We start from the raw sequence: 25,280 nt of genomic DNA on the forward strand, positions 1-25,280 counted from the left end.
AGGAGTTTGTATGAAATTTTTTGATTTTTGTTCAGGAATAGGTGGAGGAAGATTAGGTTTAGAATTAAATGGTTTGGAATGTGTTGGGCATTGTGAAATTGATCCAAAAGCAGATGATACTTATAAATTATTTTTTAATGATTTTAATAATTACGGAGATTTAACAAAAGTAGATATTCAAAAATTACCTGATTTTGATTTTATGATTGCGGGTTTTCCTTGTCAAACTTTTTCAATCGCAGGTAAAAGAAAAGGTTTGCAAGACAAAAGAGGTCAAATCATTTATTCTTTAATCCAAATATTAATTAATAAGAATATAAAGTGTTTTCTTCTTGAAAACGTTAAAGGTTTAATAAATCATAATAAAGGCGAAACACTAAAAACTATTGTCAATGAATTAGAAAATGCTGGATACAATGTTTTTTACAAAGTTTTAAATAGTATCGATTATGGTGTAGCACAATCAAGAGAAAGAATCTATTTAGTAGGTTTTAAAAAAGAATTAGGAACAGAGAACTTTGAGTTTCCAAACGGTAAACAAAACAACTATGATTTTAATCAATTTTTAGATGAAGATAATGATCTAGAATTGCAAGAAAACAATCCTACTTTTTTAAAGTACTTATCAAATAAATACAACCAAAATAAATACACTATTGATGAGATAACAAATTGAGAAAATTGTGTTATTGATTGACGACAATCAGATCTTAGAAAATATAATAAAGTATTCCCTACTTTAAGAACCGGAAGACATGGGTTGTTATATATAAAAAATAAAAAAATCAAGAAATTAAACGGTTATGAAGCATTACTATTGCAAGGTTTTCCAAAAGAAATAGCAATTAAAGTTAAACAACACAAAATACCAAATAACACGGTATTATCTCAAGCTGGTAATGCTATGACTGTAAGTGTTATTAAAGAAATAACACATCATATGCTAAAAGAAATAAAAGGTATAAATTAATATGAATAAAATTGAATTAGGATCAATGACCGCTAAAAATGGTTTTAAAAACGAAATAGAAATAGTTAATAAATTTAATAATTGAAAAAATGATATTGATGCACAAGTTTGATTGAAAATAATGCAATATAATCTTGAAAATATTGAATATGTAAAAGCGATTGTTATTAGTGGTTATAAAGCTGATGTTAATCTAAAGGTACAAATCAAATTCAAAAATACATTGGATGTTGAAAACATTCAGGTTAAATTAGTAAGTAATAAAAAGGGATTTAATCAAATAGACAAAAGATGATTATCAAGTTATAATAATTTATGAGAAATTCCGCAAGATGTGTATTCAGTTTTGGAATACTTCACCGGAGAAAAACACCCATATAAAACTGGTACAAGAGATAATAGACGGATGTTTATGGACGAATTTACAGAAAATGAACAAAAAATCTTATTAGATTGAATAGATAAAAATAAAATTCTTATTCTTACAGATGTTTTAAGGGGTAGGGGTGAATTTTGTGCTGAATGAGTATTGGTTGCTCAAAAACTTGATAAAAATGCAAAATGAGTTCTAAAAAATATAAATGAAGTTATAAATCATTATTATGATGATGGAAAAATCACAATTAGTCCTAAAGGTTCTATAAAACTTGGCAAGGTTACTATTCAGAGAAAAGGTGGTGATGGTGGTAGACCATCAGCTAATATGCTACAATTTAAAATAGATCCAACAGAATTATTCTAATAAATTAAAATTTATTTGTAGTTTTAATTTAACCCAAAATGAACAAATTTATATTTGTTCATTTTTTAATCGCTCTTAAGGTCTAATTAGCACTAAACCTGCGTTTCCCACTTTCGTATTAAAATAAGCACTTTTTAAGCTGCTTATTTTTTATTATTATAAATACCTGAGTTTCCAAGTTTTAACAAAAAACGATAAAAAGAGCATTTTATTGCTCTTTTTTTAACTTTTTCAAAAATTTACATTGTAATTTACATTTTTTGAGTTTCTAATATCTTTTTGATAAGAGCAAAATCATTTAAATGTTGCGTATTATCTTTATTTTCTATTAATTTTTCAGTGATAATTTTTGAATTTACCACTTCAATATATTTATTAGCACTTAAAATTGCTTTTATTAATCTTGTGTTGGTAAATCTTTCATTTTTAACACCTAATACAGGTTCTAGGTTTTTATTTACTAAAGTTAGTAAATATCTCATAAGAACTAATGATATAAAGCATAAAAGGAAATATCCTTCAATGTGTTTGTCGCTTCGTACATACACAGGTCTAATTCTTAAAGCGTTTTTTAATGTTCTAAAGTTTTCTTCAACTTGTCATTGTTTTGCATATAAATCAACAACATCTTGAACCGTAAGATCGTGTCTTGATGTTTCATAAGCATATAAACCATCAAACTTTTTATCTCTTTCGATTTTTTCGTAATCTAACTTATAAGAAGTTGTTTTACCATTTTCAATTTCTTTAAAGAATTTGTATTTTTTACCAGCAAGCAAATCAGCTTGAGCAACAATACCATTTTTAGCTTTTTTATTGAAATTATCAATAAGAATTTGTCTATCTTGCTTGTCTTTTTTAGCACGTTTTTCACTATAAGTTATTATTCTACGTCTAGTTCTTCCGTTTGGACGTTTTTTCTGTCATAGTGATTCATAAGTTTCTTCTTTGAATTTAAAATTATCTAAATCAACATATCCTTCAGGATCTTGAGGGAATAATTTAGTTCTTTTAGTAGCGATTTTTAATCTGTAAGAGATTATAAAATCTATATTATTTTGTTCTAGAAATCTGATGTTTTTATTAGTACTCATTCCTCTATCAGCAATTATTGTAACCATTCTAAGGTTGTAAATTTTCTTGATTTCATTGATAAATGGAATGAAAGTATTTGGATCAGCTGTATTACCTTTAAATAATTTGTAATGGATTGGAATACCATTTTCATCAGTGATTAAACCTACTACAATTTGATCTTCTTTGAATTTTCCATCTTTTGAATATCCAGGGTGTTTAAGACCTAAACTTGTAAAAGTTTCAAAATATACAGTTGATGAATCAAATCACATAACATCAACAGATCTTAGGTTTTTAGAAATTAATGAATTATTGATGTTTTTTAAAATAGTTGTTTTATTATCTGAAAGATAATCTAAAGAGTTGTAAAATGTAGTCTTTTTTGAATCAAATTCAATTTCATAATCAGGAATACTTTCAAAAGTTTTAATAAGACTTTGTTGTTTTAGGATACGTGTTGAAATTATAAATTTCAATATTTTTATTAATTCTTTTGATCTTGTTTCTTTTGTCTTCTCAAAAATATCCAAGTCATCAATTGTGTTAAATAAAACTTGATGACCATAATTAACAACTTTTGATTCAACAACTGAATTTTTAAGAACTTTATTTACTTCTTGCAAAATTTTGTCTTTAGGTCATTCAGGATCTCAACTAACACAAGCTTCTTTTAAGAGATTAATTGGGTCTTTTGTAGATTTTTCTAATTTTTCTAAATTCCCCAAACCAATACTTCTCTTATAACCTCTAGCATGACCATTTGAGATAGCTGCTGTGATGTAGTATGTGTCTTTTCTTTTACTTCTAACAATAATTCACTTTTCTTTTTTCATACTCCTAATTATACCATAATTACAATGTAATTATGTGGAAAAAATAATTTTTTTACTATACGTAGTATAGTAAGTGTGGAAAAGTGCTAAAAAATTGGTCAAAACTTGGAAACACAGGAAAAATTATTTGTTTAATGAAAAAATTTCATAATATAAGGATAAAAAAAGCTATAGGTAAATACCTATAGCTAATTAAAAGATTTTGTTCTCATTTGCGTCTAAGATATCAAAATCAAATTTAGTATAAACTAAATAATAAGTTGATTCAGCAGAATAATCTTTAATATTGGTTTTGATAAATTTTAATAACGAAAGATTATCGCCAATAAATAAATATCCTTTTTGAATCTTTTTTAAAGAATTAGGAGTTAAACGTAAATATACATTATCAAATAAAAGAAAATCATGATTATTGTTAAATAAATTATTTTCATTAAAATTAATTCTTATATTTGAGTTATATATTTTATTAATTTCGTTAAATCTTAAGAATTTAGGGTCTTGATTTAAACTAATTCAAACTAGTTTATTGTAATTATTTGAATCAATAAGTAGTTGTTCAAAACTCTTATAGGGTTTTGAAACTCATTTGTATCTAGAAGTGGTTAAAATGGATGGAACATTTCAATAACTCCCATTAACATAATTAACTCTTAAAATTTCAAAATCACGACTAAATAATTTCATCTTCTAATTCCTTAATTTTAATTGCAACACCATCTTGGTCATTAGTTAAAGTTATATCTTTAGCTACTTGTTTTAATGATTCTTCAGCATTTCCCATTGCTATAGGATAACCTACAGCTTTAAGCATTTCTATATCATTATCTGCATCACCAAAAGCTACAGCATCATTAAGATTAATATTATAAATTTGAGCTAATTTGATTAACGTATTTCCTTTATTAGTTCCTTTTGGCATAATGTCTAGAACTTCTTGTTGGGAAGCTACAGTATAAATTGAGTTAAATTGAGCAAGAAATTGTTTTAAATCAGCGATTTTAGATTCATTTTTTTCACACAACACCAATAATTTTACAAAGTCTAAGTCATCACTGTTTTTAGCAATTTCTATTTCTCTATAATCTCATTTATACTTATTATCTTCTTTCATAAAAGGATAAATTCTTTGATTAAATCAAGAAGGATTATTAAAGTTTTTACCCACCATAAAATAAGTAGTATAACCTAAATAATCAATTTGATTATCTTCAAGATATTGAGTAATTAATTTAGCTGTAGGTTTATCAATCGTTGATTGATAAACTAATTGTTTAGTAGATAAATCATAAATGATTGAACCATTAGCTGAAATCATAGGGCCTTTGATATTTAAATCATTAAATAAACCTAAGTTCATATAATAAGGTCTACCTGTAGCTATAATAATTTGTTTCTTTTTATTTTGCAATAAATTTAACATTGATGCATTTGCAGATGAAACTTGTTTTTTAGAATTTAACAAAGTTCCATCTAAATCAAATACATAAGTGGTGTAATTAGTTTTTTTGTCCATAAGTTGCATTTTTTCCATGTTTTCTTTGATAATGTCTTTCTATGAGTGCTTCTTGAGCAGGATGAGAAGCATTATTTTCAATAATTATAGTATTAATTGCCATTTTTGCAACTTCTTCTAAGGTTAATGCCATATTTACAGCATCTTTAGGTGATTTATAACTTCATACAAAAGGTCCATGTTCTTTAACTAAAGTAGCTGGACAAGCTTTAAAATCAATCTTTCTTTGTTTAAAAGTTTCTAAAATCACCAATCCAGTATTATGTTCATATTGACCATTAATTTCATCTGGAGTTAAAGCTCTTGCACAAGGAACTGAACCATAGAAATTATCTGCATGAGTAGTTCCATAACAAGGAATATCTTTTCCTGCTTGAGCAAAACCTACAGCATAAGGACTATGAGTATGAACAATTGCTTGCATTTCTGGATTATTTTTATACAACAAAGTATGAGTAGGGGTATCAACTGAAGGATTGTATTTTGAATCATAAATATTATTATCCAAGTCAGTAATAACCATATCTTTGGGTTTTAAAGTATCATAAGATACTCCACTAGGTTTAATTACCATAAATTTACGATCTTTTGTAATGCCTGAAACATTCCCTCAAGTGTGTATTACTAATTTATATTTAACTAATAACATATTAGCTTCATAAACTTCTTGTTTAAGTTGAGTTATTTCATCTAAATATTCTTTAGGTAAAGCAAGCATTATTTATCTCCTTTAGCTAATTGTCATTGTCTATGGTAAAAATCTTTTGCATCAGCAATGTATTTTACTGCTTGATCATAAGTTTCTTTTGGATCATTTAATGACCACATTTCAATCATAATTGGTTGATTAAGTTTTAATTTTTTAAGAATTTTAAGCATAAAAACAAAATCAACAGTTCCTTGACCAAAAGGTGTATCTCTAAATTTATTTGGTACAGTATCTTTAAAATGAAATGCTACAATTCTATTTTTGGCAATTTCAAATTCATTATAAAGATCTTCTTTATTAACTCATTGGTAAATATTACCTAAATCAGGATAAATATTTAAATAAGGACTATTAATTAAATTAACATAAGTTAATGCTCTAGTATTTGAACCCATAAATCTTGTGTCCATAATTTCAAAAGCTAGCATAACTGAATGTTTAGTAGCAAGCTTAACTGCTTGTTTAATTCCTTGAATGAAATGTTTTTTAGTTAATGAATTAGATTTTTCATAATAAACATCATATCCTGCAAGTTGAATAGTTCTAATCCCAAGTTTTTTAGCTAAAATAATAGCTTTTTCCATTATTTCTAAAGCTTTTTGTCTAATTAATGGATCACTTGAACCAAAAGGATATTTTCTATGACCACTAAGTGTCATAGAGTTGAAATTAAAATTATGTTTAACCAATAGTTCTTGAACTTCTTGAATTTGATCATTAGTTCAATCTAATCTTGCTAAACGCTGATCAGATTCATCAACTGAAAATTCCATAAAATCATATCCAGCAGCTTTAGCTATAAGAATTTTTTGTTCTAGTGAGAATTTATTATTAATTGCTTTTTCATAAATTCCAACTAATCTATTATTTTCAGTATTTTGCAAATTCATTTTGGAAACTTTCTCCTGCTTTTAATGGATCATTCGCATCTCTTAAAGATCTACCTGCAATAAAAATATAAATTGGAATATCTTTAAATAGTTGAATGTCTTCTAAACTAACTCCACCAGTAACAGTGACTTTAAATCCCATATCAGCTAGACGTTTTACTGCATTAATATCTTTTTCTCCTCATTTAACTCCACTAGCTTGAGAATCTCTGCTTCGATGTCATACAATTTGAGGAACACCCGCAGCTTTTCATTGTTCTACTTGTTCTCAAGTGAAGTTTGAAGTCATTTCAATTTGAACTTCTTTATCTAAACCGTATTCTTTAGCTACTTTCATAGTTTCAACAATAGTTGGAACTTCTGCAGCACAAATACAAGTGGTGTAATCTGCTCCATTTTCAAAGAACATTTTTCCAAATACTTTTCCAGCATCTGCGATTTTACCATCAGCAACTATAATCTTATTTGGAAAAGCATCTTTAAGAGCTTTAATTGCTTTTTTACCCTCACTAGCAATTAAAATGGTTCCTACTTCAATAACATCAATATAAGGTTCTACTTTTTTTGCTGAAGCAATAGCTTCTTCTATAGTTAAGTTATCTAAAGCAATTTGTAACAATGGTTTAGCCATATATTCTCCTTAAGGTAAATATTTTGTGTAATCAACTGATTTAATAAAATCAATGATTTCTTGTTCAGTTTTAAATTCTTGAATCTTAGTTACATTATCTGGATCTTCAAAAACTGCAATAATTTGTGGGATTGCAATTTGAGTGTGGGTTTCTCCATCTTTTGCAGCAAGACCAATAAGAACACTTACTTCTTGATCATTTTCAAATACTACTGGGTGTCTTAAAGTAATTAAAGAAAATCCATTTCCAAATACACAATCTTCAGTAGCTGAAGCATGAGGCATTGCTAATTGTGGCGCAATAACATAATAAGGACCATATTTAGCAGTTTGATTTAAGATTTCATTGTAATATTTTTCATTAATAACCCCAGATTGCTCTAGAGGTAAGCAAGCTAATTTGATTGCATCTTTTCAATCTTTAGCTTCTAAGTGAACTCTAATTGATTTATTTTCAATTAAATTTTCTAATAAATTTAATTTACTCATTATTTAATACCTTTTGATAATGCATCACTTAATGCTGTTTTCATTTCTTGTTCACTCATTATATTTTTAAGTCCATATACTAAAGCTGAAGTTTTAACTTCAGAAACAAAGTTAGCAGTGCATAAAATAACATCATAATTATTAGCTACAGATTTACCTTGTCCTAATCCTAAAGCATCAACTGAACCTAAAATTCCAAGATCTTTCATAGCTTTAGAAACTTTCATTTTGATAATCATACTAGTTCCCATACCGCTACCGCATAAACATAAAACTTTCATTTTTACTCCTTAAATAAAATAATTAGTCGTATTGCTTTGCTACGACTAATTAAAAATGATTAACCTTCTGTAATTAATTGTGGTTTGATTTTAAATATATTTTGTAAAGCTGTTGCTTTGGTTTGTCTTCCTGAATCCATTAATTGAGCAAAGATAATTAATGATACTGGGATTGAGCTAAATACAATTATTCCAACTGTAGGATTGAATGCTGAAATTGCCATAGCTCCACCATAGAAGAAGTTTCAGTCAAACATACCAATGTATCCGCTTAAGAATGGTGAATTGATATCACCTTTAGAATTAAGTGCAAGTTGTAATGCATCTAATGATGTTTTGTGAGAACTAAATAAGAAGTTCATCATACTTAATCCTAAACTTGATACTATAATTCCAAAGAATCCTAAGATTGCTGGAACGATAAATGCAGCACGGTATCCACCTGAAGCATTTGCAAAAACTCCAATTGATCCAGAGTTGAAGAACAATGTAATAAATAATGGAATTCCAATTGCTAATTTAAATGATGCACTAGCAGGAATTGCAAATGATATTCCTAAAACAAGACCAAATGCTAAATATTGTGCTAAAGTACCACTGAAGAATCCATAAGTTACTGAGTTTGGACTAAATCCATATGTAGCAGCAACATCAACCGCAACTACTGAACCTGGGATTAATTTTTCTCCAATTCCTTGGAATGATTGTTGAAGTTCAGAAACGAACATTCTAACACCCATTTGGATTACTAAAATTGATCCAACAAGTTTTAATACTGTGAAAATAACATTAACTAATCAAAATGCATTTCCTCTTGCAGCTTTTCAGTTTCCAAAGTTAATAACTGCTCCTGCAATTTTTAAATCTTTATTAGATGCAACATCTATTAAATTTTTACCATTAACTTGGAATTTATCATCAACAAATTGACCTGTTTTGGCTTGAATAATAATAATTAATACAATGAAAAGAGCTAAAAGAATAATTACTTGTGAGAAAATATTGTCTTCAAAGATTTTTAATTTTGGATGAAGTTTCATATTTTCTGATGAGTTTTCTTTTTTACCAAAGAATCTACCGATTTTGTATGCAATAGCTAATCCTAGCATTTGTTGGTGACCAACACAAAATCCAGCATTTTCTGTAACAACATCTGATCCTTTAATAGTTGCTGAAGTTGCAACTGATCAGTAAGTACCTAAAATAATACTTCCAAGAACAATAACACCAACTTGAGCTCCAGTAGCATTCATATCAATACCTTGAAGCATAAAGAATGAAACTAAGATTACTGTAATAACAGTTGATTGTTGTAACATAACATGTCCAGTAATCATTAATGAGTGTGTGTTTGTATAACGACGGAAAATAACAAATAAAATGTTAATAAAGAATCCAATCATTAAAATAAATGAGATTGCTGAGGTGTAGAATACTAAATTAAGAGATTTTAATCAAGCGTCCCCCCCTGCTAAAGCAAAATAAGGATCTAATGGAGTAATTTGAGTTCCTAAACTAGCAATCGCTAGGAAAATAGGTTTTGCAGTTGAAACTAATACTCCTGCACCGATACTTAAAATAAGAACACCAATCATAGCCTTAATCATTCCTAAAAACGAATCAACAAAGCTACGACCAAGAACTAAATAACCAATTAGAACCATTAATCCAATTAGTAGTGGGTTAATACCAAAAAAGTTTCCAATTAAAATTTGATCAATGTAAAATTTAAAACCATTTGCATTAAATCCCTTTACTCCTAAAGTTGCAAGTAAAGAGATTAAAAATAAACCTAATACACTACCAACAAAGATTAATGCCCGTCAGTTAATATGAAATTTCTTAGCTGACATAATAACCTTTCGTTAATTAAGTGAAGTTAATTAAATTAAATTTAAATCTTTTTTAAGTTGTTGTAAATCTTCTGGAACTTTAGTTTCATCATAAACTCTTGGTTCATCAAAAGCTAAAATTTCTCTAGGGTTGTTAATTAACATATCTTCAATAGCATCATCCCCAACTCCTAATTGTTTTAAAAGTGGAATAAATCTATCAAATAAATATGCTAAACCAAATGTTTCTTTACCTTTAGTGATTCCATAGTTTCTTTGGTAAAGAATTCTACCTGCGTCTAAGCTTAAAGTAATGTGTTTTTGTAATCCTTTATCAACTAGATATTTAATATTTTCAGCTAGTGTTGAATCTGGATAGTATTTAACACGATCTGGTCCATCAAAACATAAAGTAACACCAGTTTCTTTAATAACTTTTTCATAGTAGTATTTATCTGGATTTTTGTTTAAGTGTGAAATTTGAATTTTACGTGGATTTGCTCCAAATCCAATTAAGTGATTAGCAACTTCTAATGCCATTGTTCCTAATTGAGTATGTACTAAAATTGGACATCCGGTTTGGATTGAAGTTCTTGCTGCAACTTCTAGAGCTTTTAATTCTAAACGATCAATAGCAGCATATCCTGTACCAGCTTTAATAATTCCGGCTTTAGCACTTGAACGCTTAACTACTGGTCCATTATAGTTGTAAATGTCCATTCCTTCTTCAATTTCTGCTACCATCATTTTAACAATATCTTCAGTAGGTACACAAGCTAATCATGAGCAGTATTTGTCATAGAATTTAGCTTTGTGAAATCCTGTAGACATAATCACATGTCCTCCAAGATCTTTAACCGCTGAAGCTACTTCTAATGTACGGATAACATCTCTACCAACATTAGGTGGATCCATTGTAACAATGGTGCTTCCTCCACGATTTATAAATTCTTTAAATTCTTTAATTGAAGCATCAACATTTAACATTAAGAAATCAATGTGTTCTTCTACTTCTGGACCACCATTTTTAATAAAGTGGTCATGGCAATCTGTTACTCCTAATTGAGAAGCTGGAATATCTCCAAAAACAGTTCTTGCAAATTTTTCTTTTTTATTCATAATCTCCTTTACAAAATAAACAGTTTAATTTATATTATTAGTAAGGCTTGTAGAAACAAACTTGCTTACATTCTTATTATTGCATTGAACAAATGCTTAAGTATGATAATAAATGTAAAAAAGTATCATTTTTATACTTATAAAAACCAAAAAACGCTAAATAGTCATATTTAGCGTAATATTTAACAAGTTTTATTAAAAATAATTAACATTTTTAAATAAAAAATTAATTCAAAATGTGGTAATTTCCACATTAAAAAATTCCTTTTAAAATTAAAATATTATTTGCTTAATATAATTAATAATATGCAGAAAAATATAACAAAGCCACTCATTGAACGTAAAAGTGGATTATCAAAAAATGATATTAAGATTTTAGATTTTATTAATAATATTAATAACAATAGGTTTAATTACACTATTAGAGAACTTGCAGAACTTGTTAATGTTTCAGTAGCATCTATTACTAGATTTGTGAAAAAATATGATTTTCGAAATTATCATAAATTCTCAATTGAGATAAATCGAAGAATGCAAAATTTTATCGATGTCTATAAGATCAATAGTAAAATCAATAATAACATTGATGTTATTATTGAAGCTAATAGATATGTTTTAAACACTATTAATAGTGAGAAAATGTTGAATTTAATTCAAGAAAGTGCTAAGTTAATAAATCATTCTAATAAAATTTTTGTTTTTGGTTGTGGTAGTAGTTTAAGAATGAGTCAAAATTTAGCTTCCAACTTATTAAAAATTGGTAAATCAGTCATTTTTGCAAATGATTTTCATATCTTTTTTCCTTCATTAGCTAATGGAGATAGTAATGATGTTTTAATTGTATTTTCTAATTATTTTAGTATTCCAGAAGTTCATTTTGTAATTAATGAAGCAACAAAGAAAGGGATTAAATTAATTCTAGTTGCAAATAATAGTAAAAATATTCAAACTAACATTAATGTTGATGTTGCTATTTTATATGAATTAATTGAAACAAGTTCAATTGACATACCTTTAGCTGGAAAAATGTCTCAATTAATTATTAGTGATCTTATTTTTGAAAACTGTTTAATAAATGATCCAAAATTAAGAAACAATTTAGAAAAAAGTGTGAGAATGATTGAAGATTGAAAAGAATTAAAAAATTCAATTCCATTTAAGGAATTGAATTAATTCTTATAATAAGTAAGATATTTATCTATTAACATTGTTATTATAAAATATAAAAAACTTATTAATAATTAAAATATTGGTTAAAAACCAATATTTTTTTATCAAAAATGAATAAGATTTCACTTTTGGATTTAGCTAAAGGATTTCTTATTTTCAAACACAATTTAAATCTTCGTTAAATGTTTTTATTTCCGTTTTATAAATTTGTAAGATTTCATTGTTATTATGATATTTTTGAGTTAAATCAAAATCAACAATTAAACTTAAATTATTTAAATAACACAAACGATTAAATTCTAAAATATCTATATTAGGATATTTTTGTATTATTTCATAATAATTCAACATTTTATCACTGTTAGATATAGTATTTTTTTGGATTAATTTATTAACCATTTCCTTAAAACGGGTTTGCATTAGTCTAATGATCTTATCATTATATGGATAATCATTTTTGATTTTATTGTCAATTAACAATCTTGTTAAATACATTTCATCATATTTATCATAAATTTTATTAAATATTTTAACTAGATAATATTGGATCATTTTATAAGGTATTAACATTTTTTGCCACCTTTATTTTACTCTTTTTAATATTTGTTCGTAATTTACTAATATCACCCGTTAGTAAAAAGTGATCAATACCATCGAAATATTCTATTTTAAACTCTGGATCAATATAATTTAATTCTAAATCGTATTTTAACTGCATTAAAAACAACAATGCTCTTCCAACTCTTCCATTACCATCACTAAATGGATGAATTTTTTCAAAGTAACAATGATATTTTAAAACTTCATCATATATTTCGTTTTTGTTTTTATTTTTGATTTCTTCTTTAAAACTATTATTAAGTTTTTCTAATTTATAGTTAATAACACTATAGTCATAAGGTATTGTTCTTGAATTATTTATTCTAACATTATGATTTCTAAATACACCATTATTAGTCAAAATGTTTTCCATAATAATTTTATGTATACTTCTAATAGTATCGATCGAAATATCTAAATTTGCATAATTTTCAACGATATATAACACAACATTTTTGAAATTAATTAACTCATAAACTTCCCTTGTGTCCTTATAAGTATCGGGTAAAATATTGTGTTCTAAAAGGTTTTTAGTTTCTTGATAGGTAAAAGTGTTGTTTTCGATTTTACATGAACTATATGTTAGCAATAAAGCTAATTGATCAACTTCTGTTTTAGTAAATTTCTTCATAATGATCACCTGATTTAGAAATGTATTTTTAGATTTTATCTATAAAAATATTATCTTATTTTTATAGAATATTCCTAAAACAAAAAACCAGTTTCATCATATATATATTTAAGAATTTTTAAAGCATTTTTGCAAAATAAAATTTTGCAAAAATATTATTTAATACACTTTTTTACATAAAATGCCTTATCTCTTACAAAATCCTTCAAATATATATATATATATATAATTTGTGTATGAAAAAGATAAAAAAGTTTTTATTAACGCTTTCAACTACTTCAAGCATCACTATTGCTAGTGCATTAGCAGTTGCTTGTAATGAAACTAAATCACAGACAGATAATACTAAAATTATGAAATGAAATCATAAAATCAATACATTTCTATCTATTAATGAATTTTTATCTAAAAAACCTGAGGAATTAGCTTTATTATCTAAAGATAAAGTCGATGATTTAAGAAATAGTTTCAATAATGAAGATGATTTTGAAAAATTAAGTGCCAAATACAATAGTTTATTATCAGAATATAACATTACTAAAGCATCATTAACCCAAATGGTTAATCAATTACTTGATACAATTAAACCTTTATTAACTAATGAATATTTATCAAAAAATGATGTAGATAAATATCAAAATTTAAATCAACAAGCTCCAAGCGATGATACAACTTTAGATGTGTTAAATAATCAAAAAACAACTTTAAATCAAGAAAAACAAGAATTAGAACAAACTATTAGCAATAAAACTAAAGCATACAATGATTATCAAACTTTAGCTACTAAAGCTAAAGATTTTGCTACTACTAATTATCTTGCACAAGAACTAGCAAAATCATTAAATGACAAACTTCAAGCATTGGATATTCAAAAAAATTCAACTCTAGAAGCTACTAATGATGCAATGCAACAACTAGAACAATTATTAAATCAAGCTCAAGTTGATTTAACCAACTTAAAACAAACTCAATTTAATAAACTTCAAGAAGAAATCACTAAAGCAGAACAAGTAGTTAATGGATTATACAACCAAGATTTAACTTCTTTATTAGCTACAGCTAAAGAATTAAATACCAATTCTTCATATGTTGATTTAACTCAAGCTACTTCTAACTTAGCTCAAGAAGTAGTTAAAGTTAATTTATTAAGAGAAGAAAATAAAGATGTATATCAAAAATTAACCGCTAAAAAAGATCAAGTTTTAGCTAAATTACCAAGTGATTTAACTAAAGATTATTTAGTTGATTTAGCTGCTATTAAACAACAATTATTAGAAATTAATTTAGATGCAAATAGTGATTTAATTAGCAAAAAACGTGATATTAATAATTTATTAGATGATTTAGCAACTAAAATTGATCAAAAATTAGCCGCTATTGAACAAATGAATACTGATTTAAATACAAAAGTACAAAAATCATTAGCTGCTATTGAACAATTTAAACAAAAACATCCTGATCAAGCAAGCAGCTTTAACAATTTAGATAGCATAATAAATGATTTAACAACTAATATGCAAGATAAAGATTATTCAAATGCTAAAGCTAATTATGAATTATTGTTAACCACTTATACAAATGATTTAAAAATTTTAGTATCTAGTTTAATTCAAAGCTTAAAAGCTACTTTAGAACAAAATAATCAACCTGATTCAACAGAAGCTAAAGCTAAACCTACTTTTGAACTATTAGAATCAATTTTTACTTCTATATCAAATGTTAATAATATAATGCTTCAAAAAATTAATTATGAATGATTATTTGATCAATTAAGTTTAATTAAAGCTTCAATAGATGGTAATGTTAAAGAGCTTGTTAAAAAAGCAAGAGATAAAGCTAATGAATTTTATGAAGCTAATAAAACTTACTATCTTACAGATACCTTACAACCACTTAAAGGCTTAATTGACAAATATACTAATGAGTACATTGAACAAAACAATGACCTTAATAGCTTAAAACAAGGCATTAGTGATTTAAATTATGAAGTAAATACCATTAACCAATTATTAGAGACTCAATTAGTTACATCAAAACAATTATTATCTACTGTTCAAACAGAAATTATTGATGTTTATAATACTGATTTAGCTACTGATATTGAAGACATTAAAGCAAAACATCAAGCATTAACAACTTTAGTAGAAGCAGCAAAAGATTATAATGCAATTGTAGCAGCTACAAATGAATTAGATGCTTTAGTAAAACAAGATAAATCAAAATTAGAAAATAAATTAAAAAATGTTGTTTTATTAAAACAAGTAGAAAAAGATGAGCCGGTAGTTCAAAATATTTTTAAAGCAGCATATCAAACATATGGTCCAGATTTTTATCCTATATGATTCCCTTCAAAAACTAAAGTAGATAAATTAAAAGCAAAACTTAAAAATGATGTTGATCAACCAAATAGTGAATATTTAGAAACATATAAAGATATTGTTCATGAGTTAAAAGAGCAAATGCTATGAACAATTGGTTACAATAGAGCTAGATATAAACAAGTTACATCTGAAGATTATAATCTTGCAGTTCAACAATTATCAACCTTTGATGTAGCTATTTTGCAAGAAGCAAAAAGCAAAATAGATCAATATTTTAACAATGATGGACCATTTAAGGACTCAACAACTTCAAGACCTAATATTGAAAGCTGAGATTTAGCAACAGCTACAAGTCAAATAGATATACTTGATGTAAAAGTGTCAACATTTATCTCTATAATGAATAAATGATATTCATCTCATTCAACAAGATCATAAAATTTCAATAAAACATAGAATTTTATTCTATGTTTTATTTTTCCAAGTTATTTTAAAAAATCATATTTTGATTAAAAAAAACTTATATATTGTGCGTTTTTGTTTGAATTTACAGTGTAAATTATGGATTCCTGAGTTTCCAAGTTTTAACAAAAAACGATAAAAAGAGCATTTTATTGCTCTTTTTTTAACTTTTTCAAAAATTTACATTGTAATTTACATTTTTTGAGTTTCTAATATCTTTTTGATAATAGCAAAATCACTTAAATGTTGCATATTATCTTTATTTTCTATTAATTTTTCAGTGATAATTTTTGAATTTACCACTTCCACATATTTATTAGCACTTAAAATTGCTTTTATTAATCTTGTATTAGTAAATCTTTCGTTTTTAATACCTAATACAGGTTCTAAGTTTTTATTTACTAAAGTTAATAAATATCTCATAAGAACCAATGATATAAAGCATAAAAGGAAATATCCTTCAATGTGTTTATCACTTCGCACATACACAGGTCTAATTCTTAAAGCGTTTTTTAATGTTCTAAAGTTTTCTTCAACTTGTCATTGTTTTGCATATAAATCAACAACATCATGAACTGTGAGATCGTGTCTTGATGTTTCATAAGCATATAAACCATCAAACTTTTTATCTCTTTCGATTTTTTCATAATCTAACTTATAAGAAGTTGTTTTACCATTTTCAATTTCTTTAAAGAATTTGTATTTTTTACCAGCAAGCAAATCAGTTTGAGCAACAATACCATTTTTAGCTTTTTTGTTGAAATTATCAATAAGAATCTGTCTATCTTGTTTATCTTTTTTAGCACGTTTTTCACTATAAGTTATTATTCTGCGTCTAGTTTTACCGTTTGGACGTTTTTTCTGTCATAGTGATTCATAAGTTTCTTCTTTGAATTTAAAATTATCTAAATCTACATATCCTTCAGGATCTTGAGCGAATAATTTAGTTCTTTTAGTAGCAATTTTTAATCTGTAAGAGATTATAAAATCTATATTATTTTGTTCTAGAAATCTGATGTTTTTATTAGTACTCATTCCTCTATCAGCAATTATTGTAACCATTCTAAGGTTGTAAATTTTCTTGATTTCATTGATAAATGGAATGAAAGTATTTGGATCAGCTGTATTACCTTTAAATAATTTGTAATGGATTGGAATACCATTTTCATCAGTAATTAAACCCACTACAATTTGATCTTCTTTGAATTTTCCATCTTTTGAATATCCAGGATGTTTAAGTCCTAAACTTGTAAAAGTTTCAAAATATACAGTTGATGAATCAAATCACATAACATCAACAGATCTTAAGTTTTTAGAAATTAATGAATTATTGATGTTTTTTAAAATAGTCGTTTTATTGTCTGAAAGATAATCCAAAGAGTTGTAGAATGTAGTCTTTTTTGAATCAAATTCTATTTCATAATCAGGAATACTTTCAAAAGTTTTAATAAGACTTTGTTGTTTTAAGATACGTGTTGAAATTATAAATTTCAATATTTTTATCAATTCTTTTGATCTTGTTTCTTTAGTTTTCTCAAAAATATCCAAGTCATCAATTGTGTTAAATAAAATCTGATGACCATAATTTACAACTTTTGATTCAACAACCGAATTTTTAAGAACTCTATTTACTTCTTGCAAAATTTTATCTTTAGGTCATTCAGGATCTCAATTAACACAAGCTTCTTTTAAGAGATTAATTGGGTCTTTTGTAGATTTTTCTAATTTTTCTAAATTACCTAAACCAATACTTCTCTTATAACCTCTAGCATGACCATTTGAGATAGCAGCTGTGATGTAGTATGTGTCTTTTCTTTTACTTCTAACAATAATTCACTTTTCTTTTTTCATACTCCTAATTATACCATAATTACAATGTAATTATGTGGAAAAAATAATTTTTTTACTATACGTAGTATAGTAAGTATGGAAAAGTGTTAAAAAATTGGTCAAAACTTGGAAACACAGGAAAAAATCATATTTTGATTAAAAAAAACTTATATATTGTGCGTTTTTGTTTGAATTTACAGTGTAAATTATGGATTTTAATATTTTGTGTTCTATATTTTATATATTTAAGAATAAAAAAGTAAAATATATTTATTCTTAAATTAGAATATTTTTAATATAAAGGAATTAAATATGGATAAAAACTATCGATTATTAGGTTTATATAATGTTGCAATTTCGTTTGTTATTTCGTTATTAGGAATGTTATATTTTATTTTTGGTTATGTTTATTTTATCCCTTCATTAAAAGGTGGTAAATATAAAATTGAGATCTTTTTATTAGCGGTTTCAGTTATTGTTTTTGTTATTTTTGCTATATCTTTAGCAATGAAACTTAAAAATTTAAAAGGATTAAATGCTTCGCTTAAACAATCTATTAAAGATGATGATGAGATCAAAAAAGTTGACTTTTTTGATCAAGAATGAGCTAAAAAAGAAGTGTTTATTTGAAAAGGTATCAAGAAATATTTATTTAATAAATATCAAGCATCATTAAAAGAAGCTCAAGAAACTGATGAATGATATACTATAAGAAAATCTTATTTAAAAGAAGCTTTATATAAGGTTGAAAAAAGATTATTAATTATAAATTCATTAAGAAAAATTCTAGGTTATTTAATTTTCTTACCATTTTTATCAGCTGCTGCTGTATATACAGTTTCAGTTGAAAGTAATGATTTGTTAATTATTATATCTACAGTTATTTCAACCATTTTTATGTTATTTTTAGAATTTATTGCTGAAGTAGTTTTTAGTTATATCAATAAAATGTATACCAATATTGTTAATGAAAATAATCTGTTAAATAAATATAATCAAGAACAAATAAATAAAGTTGATGAGTATATGAATCAAGTTATTTATAAAGAAAATCAATTATTATACTTTGCTGCAGCACAATACTTTTTAAATGAAGAAGATATAGCTAAAGCAAATGAATTAGACATAAAAAAATAAACTATTTTAATCAATAGTTTATTTTTTTTATTTAGATAAATTTATCTAAATGGGTTTTTAAAAGAATATAATTTTAATAGGTACAAATTTATTTTATAAATTTTGTAATTCATTAAAAATTATAAACATTACTACATAGATATAATCATAATACTTTTTTGGATAAAAACAAAATTAATTGTACCTAGAAAGAGAAGATTTGTGATGAAATCTAAATTTAGAAAGATATTATTTCTTTCATTTCTTGGTGGATTAACCACCACATTGCCCTTATTAACTTCTTTAAGAAGTAATAACGATCTTGATTTTTACAAATTTAACCGTATAACATACGATGAATATATGGAACTACCTAAGTACTCAGGTTATGGTTATCAAAGTAGATATAAAGTATATAAATCAGGAACAAAAAGAAATTCTATTAGTTATACACTGGGTTGAATGTTTAATCCACAAGATATTAATCGTTTAAATTTATGATTTTGATCATTATTTTACATTTGAAAAGATCATTCGTTCGATGAAATTAAAAGATATGTTGATATTTTTGATACTACGTTATCAGGGATATCTCATGAGAAAAAAAGAACATCATACGAATCAATTTATAACCATTTTCCATACAATGGTTCTGGATCTCCTACCATATCATTAACAGATAATGGTTTTTCAACCATTTCAACAATTGAGAAAGTAAAAATTGATTACAGTGATTATTCAGAAAAAACATTTGATTTTGCTTTTAAAATTAAGGATAATAAAGAATTTGGTGGTGCGTTAGAAGATATATTTGCTAAAGGTGTTTATATAGTTGAGAGTGACTAATATGAAATTTAAATTTTTACTAGGAGCTTTAGCAATCTCAACACCTTTAGTTTGATTAATTTCTTGTTCAAAACACATTAATAAAACCACCTTACTCAATCAATATTTAGCAAAAAATAGTGCAAGTTTCGCTTTTGTTTCAACTAAACCCAAAAATGATGAATTAATTACTAAAATCATTAGTGAAACAAATGAAAAAAAACAAGATCACTTTAGCATATAACTCTGTGATCGAAAATGATAAAGTGATCATTAAACCCAAAGATTCAAACTTAGTTAATTCTAAAGAGTATGTGTTTGATTTTGTTAGAAATGGTTATGGTGATGATAGTTTGATTTATCGCAAATTAAAAGAAGATAACATCGAAGTAGTCAAAGATCCTGAATTCTCAATGACTATTTTATGACCTTCTAACGACAATGTTAAAAGAATATTCGAAGAATATAGAAGACACAAATCATCAGATAGTTTCAGAAAATGAAGTGAGTTTAAAGCTACAGGTTTAAAAGATTTAGGCAAAGATGTAGAAATAAATGATAATGATCAGTATATGGTAATTTTTGCAACCCTTAAAGTTAAAGCGATTGATAAATATAACCCAAAAATTCCTCTAAAACAACTTATTAATGACGAAAATAAACAAATAGATAAAGAAGTTAAACAAAGGTTTCCTGAATCTTCATGGTTTTATTACGATACTAAACTTCAAGCGATAAACGATGGTGGTGAACTAAATTTATTTATTTCTGATGTTAATTATTATGCTGTGAATTCAGAAAACATACCTAGATATAACTTTGTAAGACCAGCAATTTATATACCGCCATTAACAAAAGAAGTAGTAGCGAATATGAAATTTGAACCTCAAACAAAATACTATAATAATGTTTATTTAGTAAAACTTGATAAAACTAATTCAAAAATTAAAAAAGTAAATATTTATAACAATACTATTATTAATGTTTTCAAAGATCCCTATAAAGATAACTTTAGTATAATAAACTGATTGTTTGGAAAAAGTGGTAGCAGGAGTGATGGTGATTATGACAAAGTTTTTGAAATTGTTGATAGTTTCATCGAAAGTCCTAAACTCAATTTATTATACAAATCTATAAAATAACAAAAAACCTAGTTTATAAACTAGGTTTTTTAATTATTATTTAAGACCTTCTCATTTTCAGAATCTAACTTCATCTTCATCGATTCCTACTTCTTTGATGTAGTTTTTGTGGTAAGCGATTTTTTCGTCCATTAATTTGACAAATTCTTCAGCTTTATTGCCTAAAACAGCTTTAGCAGCTGTAATAGACATATGGTATCTATCCATATCTGACATTAAACGAATATCAAATGATGTTGTAATATCTCCATTTTCTCTGTATCCATGAACGAATAAGTTGTGGTTTTTACGTGAGAAGAAGATATCTCTAATTAATCCTTCAAATCCATGGAAAGCAAAAACAATTGGTTTATCAGTAGTGAAAATTTTATTAAATTCTTCATCACTTAAACCTCTTGGATCTAAGTTTGGATGACGTAATTTAAGTAAATCAACAACGTTAACAAATCTTATTTTCATTGATGGGAAGTGTTTGTGTAAGTAATCAATGGTTGCAAGTGCTTCTAAGTTTGGTTCTGTACCAGAAGCTACCATTAAAAGATCTGGTTCTTCATCAGTTAAACAAGTTGAAGCCCAATCAATAACTTTTAATCCTTTATCAACTAATTCTTGAGCTTCTTCAACATTGTATCATTGTTCTCTTGGTTGTTTTGAAGCAACAATTAAGTTAATAACATCTCTTTCTTTAAGAGTTTTTTCTAATACAGCAAGTAATGTGTTAGAGTCTGCAGGTAAGTATTCACGAATTAATTCAGGTTTTTTATCTGCTAAGTGTCCTAAAATACCTGGATCTTGGTGTGTATAACCATTGTGATCTTGTTGGAATGCAGTTGAAGTTGCAATAACGTTTAATGATGGATAATCATTTCTTCAGTGAACTTTTCTTGCTTTAGCAACTCATTTCATGTGTTGTGTTAACATTGAGTCAACTACTCTTAAGAATGATTCATATGAAGCAAAGAATCCATGACGTCCTGTTAATACATATCCTTCTAAGAATCCTTCAGCTTGGTGTTCTGATAATTGAGAGTCAATTAATCTACCAACAGGTCCAACAGCTTCATCTAATTCAGCATCAACTCTTTCCATTCATTGTCTGTTTGTAACTTTTAAGATATCAAAAAGACGGTTTGATTTAGTTTCATCTGGTCCAAAAGCTCTAAAGTTATCTGGGTTTCTTAAAATAACATCTGCATAGTATCTACCAGCATTAACCATATCTTGATCTTTAATTTCTCCAGGTTTTGAGAATTTAAGAGCGAAATCTTGTCATTTACCTAAGTTTAATGGTTTTGGATCAACTCCACCATTTGTAATAGGAGCCATTCCCATTCTTTTTTCACCTTTTGGTGCAATTTCAGCATATTCAGCTTTAAAACTTCCATCTTCATTAAATAATTCATGAGGTTTATATGAAAGTAATCATTTTTCTAATTCATCTAACATTGCTGGTTTTTCTGAAGTTACTGGTAAAGGAACTTGGTGAGCTCTAAAGCTTCCTTCATAAACATCTCCGTTAATTTTGTGTGGACATGTTCAACCTTTTGGTGTTCTTACGATTAAAGCTGGTCATAATGGTCTTGTTGCTTCTTCAGCAGGTTTTTTACGTGCTTCTTCTTGAATTTTAAGAATTTTTTCAACAGCTAAATCAAATTTTTCAGCCATTTGAGCATGAATACCTTCTTGATCATTAACATCAGCTTCAACAAAAATAGCTTCTCAACCAAATCCATAAAGCATTGATTTAATTTCTTCATTTGTTTTTCTTGCCATAATTGTTGGGTTAGAAATTTTACCACCATTAATGTGTAAAATAGGTAAAACAGCACCATCATTAACTGGATTAATAAATGAAGTTGCAAATCATCCAGCAGCTAAAGGACCTGTTTCAGATTCTCCATCACCAATAACTGTTGCAGCAATAATTGATGGGTTATCTAATATAGCTCCAGTTGCATGAGATAATGCATATCCTAATTCTCCACCTTCATGAATTGATCCAGGTGTTTCAGGAGCAGCATGAGATGCAGTACCTCCTGGGAATGAGAATCTTTTGAACATTCTTTTTAACCCTTCTTCATCTTTAGTAATTTCAGGGAATAATTCTGTATAACTACCATCTAAGTAAGAGTTAGAAATCATTACTTGACCACCATGTCCTGGTCCTTCAATATAGAACATATTTAAATCATATTTATTAATAACACGGTTTAAATGTGCATAAATAAGGTTTTGTCCAGGGATTGTTCCTCAGTGACCAATTGGGTACATTTTAACATCTTCAGCTTTTAATCCGTTTTTAACTAATGGATTATTTCTTAAGTATATTTGACCCACAGATAAAAAGTTAGCAGCTCTCCATCAAGCATGAACTTTATCTAAATATTTTTGTTCGTCAAAAATTGTTTTTTTCATAAATTGTTAATCCTTCTATTTAATATAAATTTGGTGTGTGTTGACACATTAATAAATAGTAAATAGTTATTAATATGTACTTAAATTTTATTACATATATTTTTAAATCTAGTTAAAAATTCATATATTAAAAAATTGTGAAAAATTTTTCCCTTTAGTTATAAAAGTACATAATTTACTTTACTTTTATTTAAAATTTGATATATAAATTTACTAATGATATATACTATAAAACTTTTTAAAAAATAATATCTATGGTAAAATATTGCTATATTTATAGTAAAACAATCACGCTAAAAGCAAGATAAAAATATTATTTTTTTGATAAAATTATATTGCTATTCTAAAGGACAGGATCTAATTGAAAGGTTAGACATCGGTTGGTTTTAGCGCTAAAAACAAACAATTTTATTAATTATTAATATTAATATAGAAAGGATTCAAATGGCAAAATTAGATTTTGACCGTAGTAAAGAACACGTTAATGTTGGAACCATTGGACACGTTGACCACGGTAAAACAACTTTAACAGCAGCTATTGCTACTGTTTTAGCTAAAAAAGGATTATCAGAAGCTCGTGATTATGCTTCTATTGATAATGCACCAGAAGAAAAAGCACGTGGGATAACAATTAATACATCACACATCGAATATCAAACAGAAGGACGTCACTATGCACACGTTGACTGTCCTGGTCACGCTGACTACGTTAAAAACATGATTACAGGGGCAGCTCAAATGGATGGAGCAATCTTAGTTGTTGCTGCAACAGATGGGCCTATGCCTCAAACAAGAGAACACATTCTTTTATCTAAACAAGTTGGTGTTCCTCGTATCGTTGTTTTCTTAAACAAATGTGATATGTTAGAAGGTGAAGAAGAAATGATCGAATTAGTTGAAATGGAAATTCGTTCACTTCTTTCAGAATACGGATTTGATGGAGATAACGCTCCAATTATCCGTGGATCAGCTTTAAAAGCTCTTGAAGGTGATGCAGCTTACGAAGAAAAAGTTATGGAACTTATGGACGCTGTTGATCAATACATTGAAACACCTGTTAAAGAATTCGATAAACCATTCTTAATGGCTGTTGAAGACGTATTTACAATTACAGGACGTGGAACTGTTGCTACAGGACGTGTTGAACGTGGAACACTTCACTTAAACGAAGAAGTTGAAATCGTTGGACTTAAACCTACTAAAAAAACAGTTGTTACAGGAATCGAAATGTTCCGTAAAAACCTTAAAGAAGCTCAAGCTGGAGATAACGCAGGGTTATTACTTCGTGGAGTTAACCGTGATGATGTAGAACGTGGACAAGTTTTAGCTAAACCAGGTTCAATCGTTCCTCATACAGAATTTGAAGCAGCAATTTATGTACTTAAAAAAGAAGAAGGAGGACGTCACACTCCATTCTTCAAAAACTATAAACCACAATTCTACTTCCGTACAACAGACGTAACTGGTGGAGTTGAATTCGAAGCTGGACGTGAAATGGTTATGCCAGGAGAAAACGTTAACTTAAAAGTTAAATTAATCGCTCCTATCGCCGTTGAAGAGGGAACAAAATTCTCTATTCGTGAAGGTGGACGTACAGTTGGTGCTGGTTCAGTTACAAAAATTATTAAATAATATAATTCAAATTAAAAATAGAATACATCTGTATTCTATTTTTTTTA

At 26.8% G+C, this 25,280-nt stretch carries 23 protein-coding genes; 9 read left to right on the top strand and 14 right to left on the bottom strand.

Features of this window, described 5'->3' with window-relative positions:
- Positions 1 to 10 precede the first annotated feature (10 nt).
- Positions 11 to 970, top strand: a complete 960-nt coding sequence (dcm, locus tag GE118_RS03175) for a DNA (cytosine-5-)-methyltransferase (RefSeq protein WP_158763990.1) — start codon at positions 11 to 13, stop codon at positions 968 to 970.
- A 1-nt stretch (position 971) separates the two neighbouring features.
- Positions 972 to 1,712 carry a type II restriction endonuclease gene (locus GE118_RS03180; RefSeq protein ID WP_158763991.1) on the top strand — a complete coding sequence of 247 codons (741 nt, stop codon included), beginning with the start codon at positions 972 to 974 and terminating at the stop codon, positions 1,710 to 1,712.
- Between the two features lie 251 nt (positions 1,713 to 1,963).
- Here the strand turns inward: GE118_RS03180 and GE118_RS03185 are convergent, their stop codons facing one another.
- From GE118_RS03185 to GE118_RS03230, 10 genes are all read right to left on the bottom strand, one after another.
- Positions 1,964 to 3,622, bottom strand: coding sequence for an IS1634 family transposase (locus tag GE118_RS03185; RefSeq protein ID WP_158763992.1), 1,659 nt, complete (start codon positions 3,620 to 3,622; stop codon positions 1,964 to 1,966).
- 192 nt (positions 3,623 to 3,814) lie between these two features.
- Positions 3,815 to 4,309 (bottom strand): hypothetical protein, encoded by a 495-nt coding sequence (locus GE118_RS03190; RefSeq protein WP_158763993.1) that lies wholly within the window; start codon positions 4,307 to 4,309, stop codon positions 3,815 to 3,817.
- Positions 4,296 to 5,138 carry an HAD family hydrolase gene (locus GE118_RS03195; protein WP_158763994.1) on the bottom strand — a complete coding sequence of 281 codons (843 nt, stop codon included), beginning with the start codon at positions 5,136 to 5,138 and terminating at the stop codon, positions 4,296 to 4,298. The genes GE118_RS03190 and GE118_RS03195 overlap by 14 nt, the downstream gene beginning before the upstream one ends.
- Entirely contained in the window at positions 5,122 to 5,856 is a 735-nt protein-coding gene (locus tag GE118_RS03200) for an L-ribulose-5-phosphate 4-epimerase (protein ID WP_158763995.1), read from the bottom strand. Before GE118_RS03200 ends, GE118_RS03195 begins: the two co-directional genes overlap by 17 nt.
- A complete protein-coding gene (locus GE118_RS03205) occupies positions 5,856 to 6,737 on the bottom strand; it encodes an L-ribulose-5-phosphate 3-epimerase (protein ID WP_158763996.1) in 882 nt (293 codons plus the stop codon). The genes GE118_RS03200 and GE118_RS03205 overlap by 1 nt, the downstream gene beginning before the upstream one ends.
- On the bottom strand, positions 6,712 to 7,368 hold the full coding sequence (locus tag GE118_RS03210) for a 3-keto-L-gulonate-6-phosphate decarboxylase UlaD (protein ID WP_158763997.1): 657 nt from the start codon (positions 7,366 to 7,368) through the stop codon (positions 6,712 to 6,714). Before GE118_RS03210 ends, GE118_RS03205 begins: the two co-directional genes overlap by 26 nt.
- Positions 7,369 to 7,377: 9 nt before the next feature.
- Positions 7,378 to 7,857, bottom strand: coding sequence for a PTS sugar transporter subunit IIA (locus GE118_RS03215; RefSeq protein WP_370452036.1), 480 nt, complete (start codon positions 7,855 to 7,857; stop codon positions 7,378 to 7,380).
- Positions 7,857 to 8,138: a PTS sugar transporter subunit IIB gene (locus tag GE118_RS03220; protein WP_158763998.1), complete on the bottom strand. Its 282-nt coding sequence runs from the start codon at positions 8,136 to 8,138 to the stop codon at positions 7,857 to 7,859. Before GE118_RS03220 ends, GE118_RS03215 begins: the two co-directional genes overlap by 1 nt.
- Positions 8,139 to 8,197: 59 nt before the next feature.
- Positions 8,198 to 9,991: a PTS ascorbate transporter subunit IIC gene (locus tag GE118_RS03225; RefSeq protein WP_158763999.1), complete on the bottom strand. Its 1,794-nt coding sequence runs from the start codon at positions 9,989 to 9,991 to the stop codon at positions 8,198 to 8,200.
- A gap of 30 nt (positions 9,992 to 10,021) precedes the next feature.
- The gene (locus GE118_RS03230; protein ID WP_158764000.1) at positions 10,022 to 11,089 is read right to left on the bottom strand and encodes a phospho-furanose lactonase; all 1,068 of its coding nucleotides are present in this window, start codon (positions 11,087 to 11,089) and stop codon (positions 10,022 to 10,024) included.
- Between the two features lie 306 nt (positions 11,090 to 11,395).
- Between GE118_RS03230 and GE118_RS03235 the strand changes: the two genes are divergently transcribed.
- Entirely contained in the window at positions 11,396 to 12,262 is an 867-nt protein-coding gene (locus tag GE118_RS03235; RefSeq protein ID WP_158764001.1) for a MurR/RpiR family transcriptional regulator, read from the top strand.
- Between the two features lie 147 nt (positions 12,263 to 12,409).
- Here GE118_RS03235 and GE118_RS03240 read toward each other — a convergent pair whose 3' ends face one another.
- Together GE118_RS03240 and GE118_RS03245 are read right to left on the bottom strand one after the other, a co-directional pair.
- Entirely contained in the window at positions 12,410 to 12,829 is a 420-nt protein-coding gene (locus tag GE118_RS03240; RefSeq protein ID WP_158764002.1) for a hypothetical protein, read from the bottom strand.
- Positions 12,813 to 13,490: a Fic family protein gene (locus GE118_RS03245; protein WP_158764003.1), complete on the bottom strand. Its 678-nt coding sequence runs from the start codon at positions 13,488 to 13,490 to the stop codon at positions 12,813 to 12,815. Before GE118_RS03245 ends, GE118_RS03240 begins: the two co-directional genes overlap by 17 nt.
- A gap of 236 nt (positions 13,491 to 13,726) precedes the next feature.
- Here GE118_RS03245 and GE118_RS03250 point away from each other — a divergent pair, with 236 nt between their 5' ends.
- Positions 13,727 to 16,249: a hypothetical protein gene (locus tag GE118_RS03250; RefSeq protein ID WP_158764004.1), complete on the top strand. Its 2,523-nt coding sequence runs from the start codon at positions 13,727 to 13,729 to the stop codon at positions 16,247 to 16,249.
- 216 nt (positions 16,250 to 16,465) lie between these two features.
- Here GE118_RS03250 and GE118_RS03255 read toward each other — a convergent pair whose 3' ends face one another.
- Entirely contained in the window at positions 16,466 to 18,124 is a 1,659-nt protein-coding gene (locus GE118_RS03255; protein ID WP_158764005.1) for an IS1634 family transposase, read from the bottom strand.
- Between the two features lie 291 nt (positions 18,125 to 18,415).
- On the opposite strand from GE118_RS03255, the gene GE118_RS03260 reads away from it, so the two are divergent.
- The 4 genes from GE118_RS03260 to GE118_RS03275 all read left to right on the top strand — a co-directional run bounded on the left by GE118_RS03260 (position 18,416) and on the right by GE118_RS03275 (position 21,186).
- Positions 18,416 to 19,240: a hypothetical protein gene (locus GE118_RS03260; protein ID WP_158764006.1), complete on the top strand. Its 825-nt coding sequence runs from the start codon at positions 18,416 to 18,418 to the stop codon at positions 19,238 to 19,240.
- 204 nt (positions 19,241 to 19,444) lie between these two features.
- A complete protein-coding gene (locus GE118_RS03265) occupies positions 19,445 to 20,065 on the top strand; it encodes a hypothetical protein (protein ID WP_158764007.1) in 621 nt (206 codons plus the stop codon).
- Between the two features lies 1 nt (position 20,066).
- Positions 20,067 to 20,288, top strand: a complete 222-nt coding sequence (locus tag GE118_RS03270; protein ID WP_158764008.1) for a hypothetical protein — start codon at positions 20,067 to 20,069, stop codon at positions 20,286 to 20,288.
- Positions 20,257 to 21,186, top strand: a complete 930-nt coding sequence (locus GE118_RS03275; protein ID WP_158764009.1) for a hypothetical protein — start codon at positions 20,257 to 20,259, stop codon at positions 21,184 to 21,186. The genes GE118_RS03270 and GE118_RS03275 overlap by 32 nt, the downstream gene beginning before the upstream one ends.
- 36 nt (positions 21,187 to 21,222) lie before the next feature.
- Here the strand turns inward: GE118_RS03275 and GE118_RS03280 are convergent, their stop codons facing one another.
- Positions 21,223 to 23,601, bottom strand: a complete 2,379-nt coding sequence (locus GE118_RS03280) for a phosphoketolase (RefSeq protein ID WP_158764010.1) — start codon at positions 23,599 to 23,601, stop codon at positions 21,223 to 21,225.
- Between the two features lie 444 nt (positions 23,602 to 24,045).
- Between GE118_RS03280 and tuf the strand changes: the two genes are divergently transcribed.
- Entirely contained in the window at positions 24,046 to 25,233 is a 1,188-nt protein-coding gene (gene tuf / locus GE118_RS03285) for an elongation factor Tu (RefSeq protein ID WP_158764011.1), read from the top strand.
- The last annotated feature ends 47 nt before the right edge of the window (positions 25,234 to 25,280 follow it).

It is taken from the genome of Mycoplasma sp. NEAQ87857 (assembly GCF_009792315.1).
Classification (GTDB): domain Bacteria; phylum Bacillota_I; class Bacilli_A; order Mycoplasmatales; family Metamycoplasmataceae; genus Mycoplasmopsis.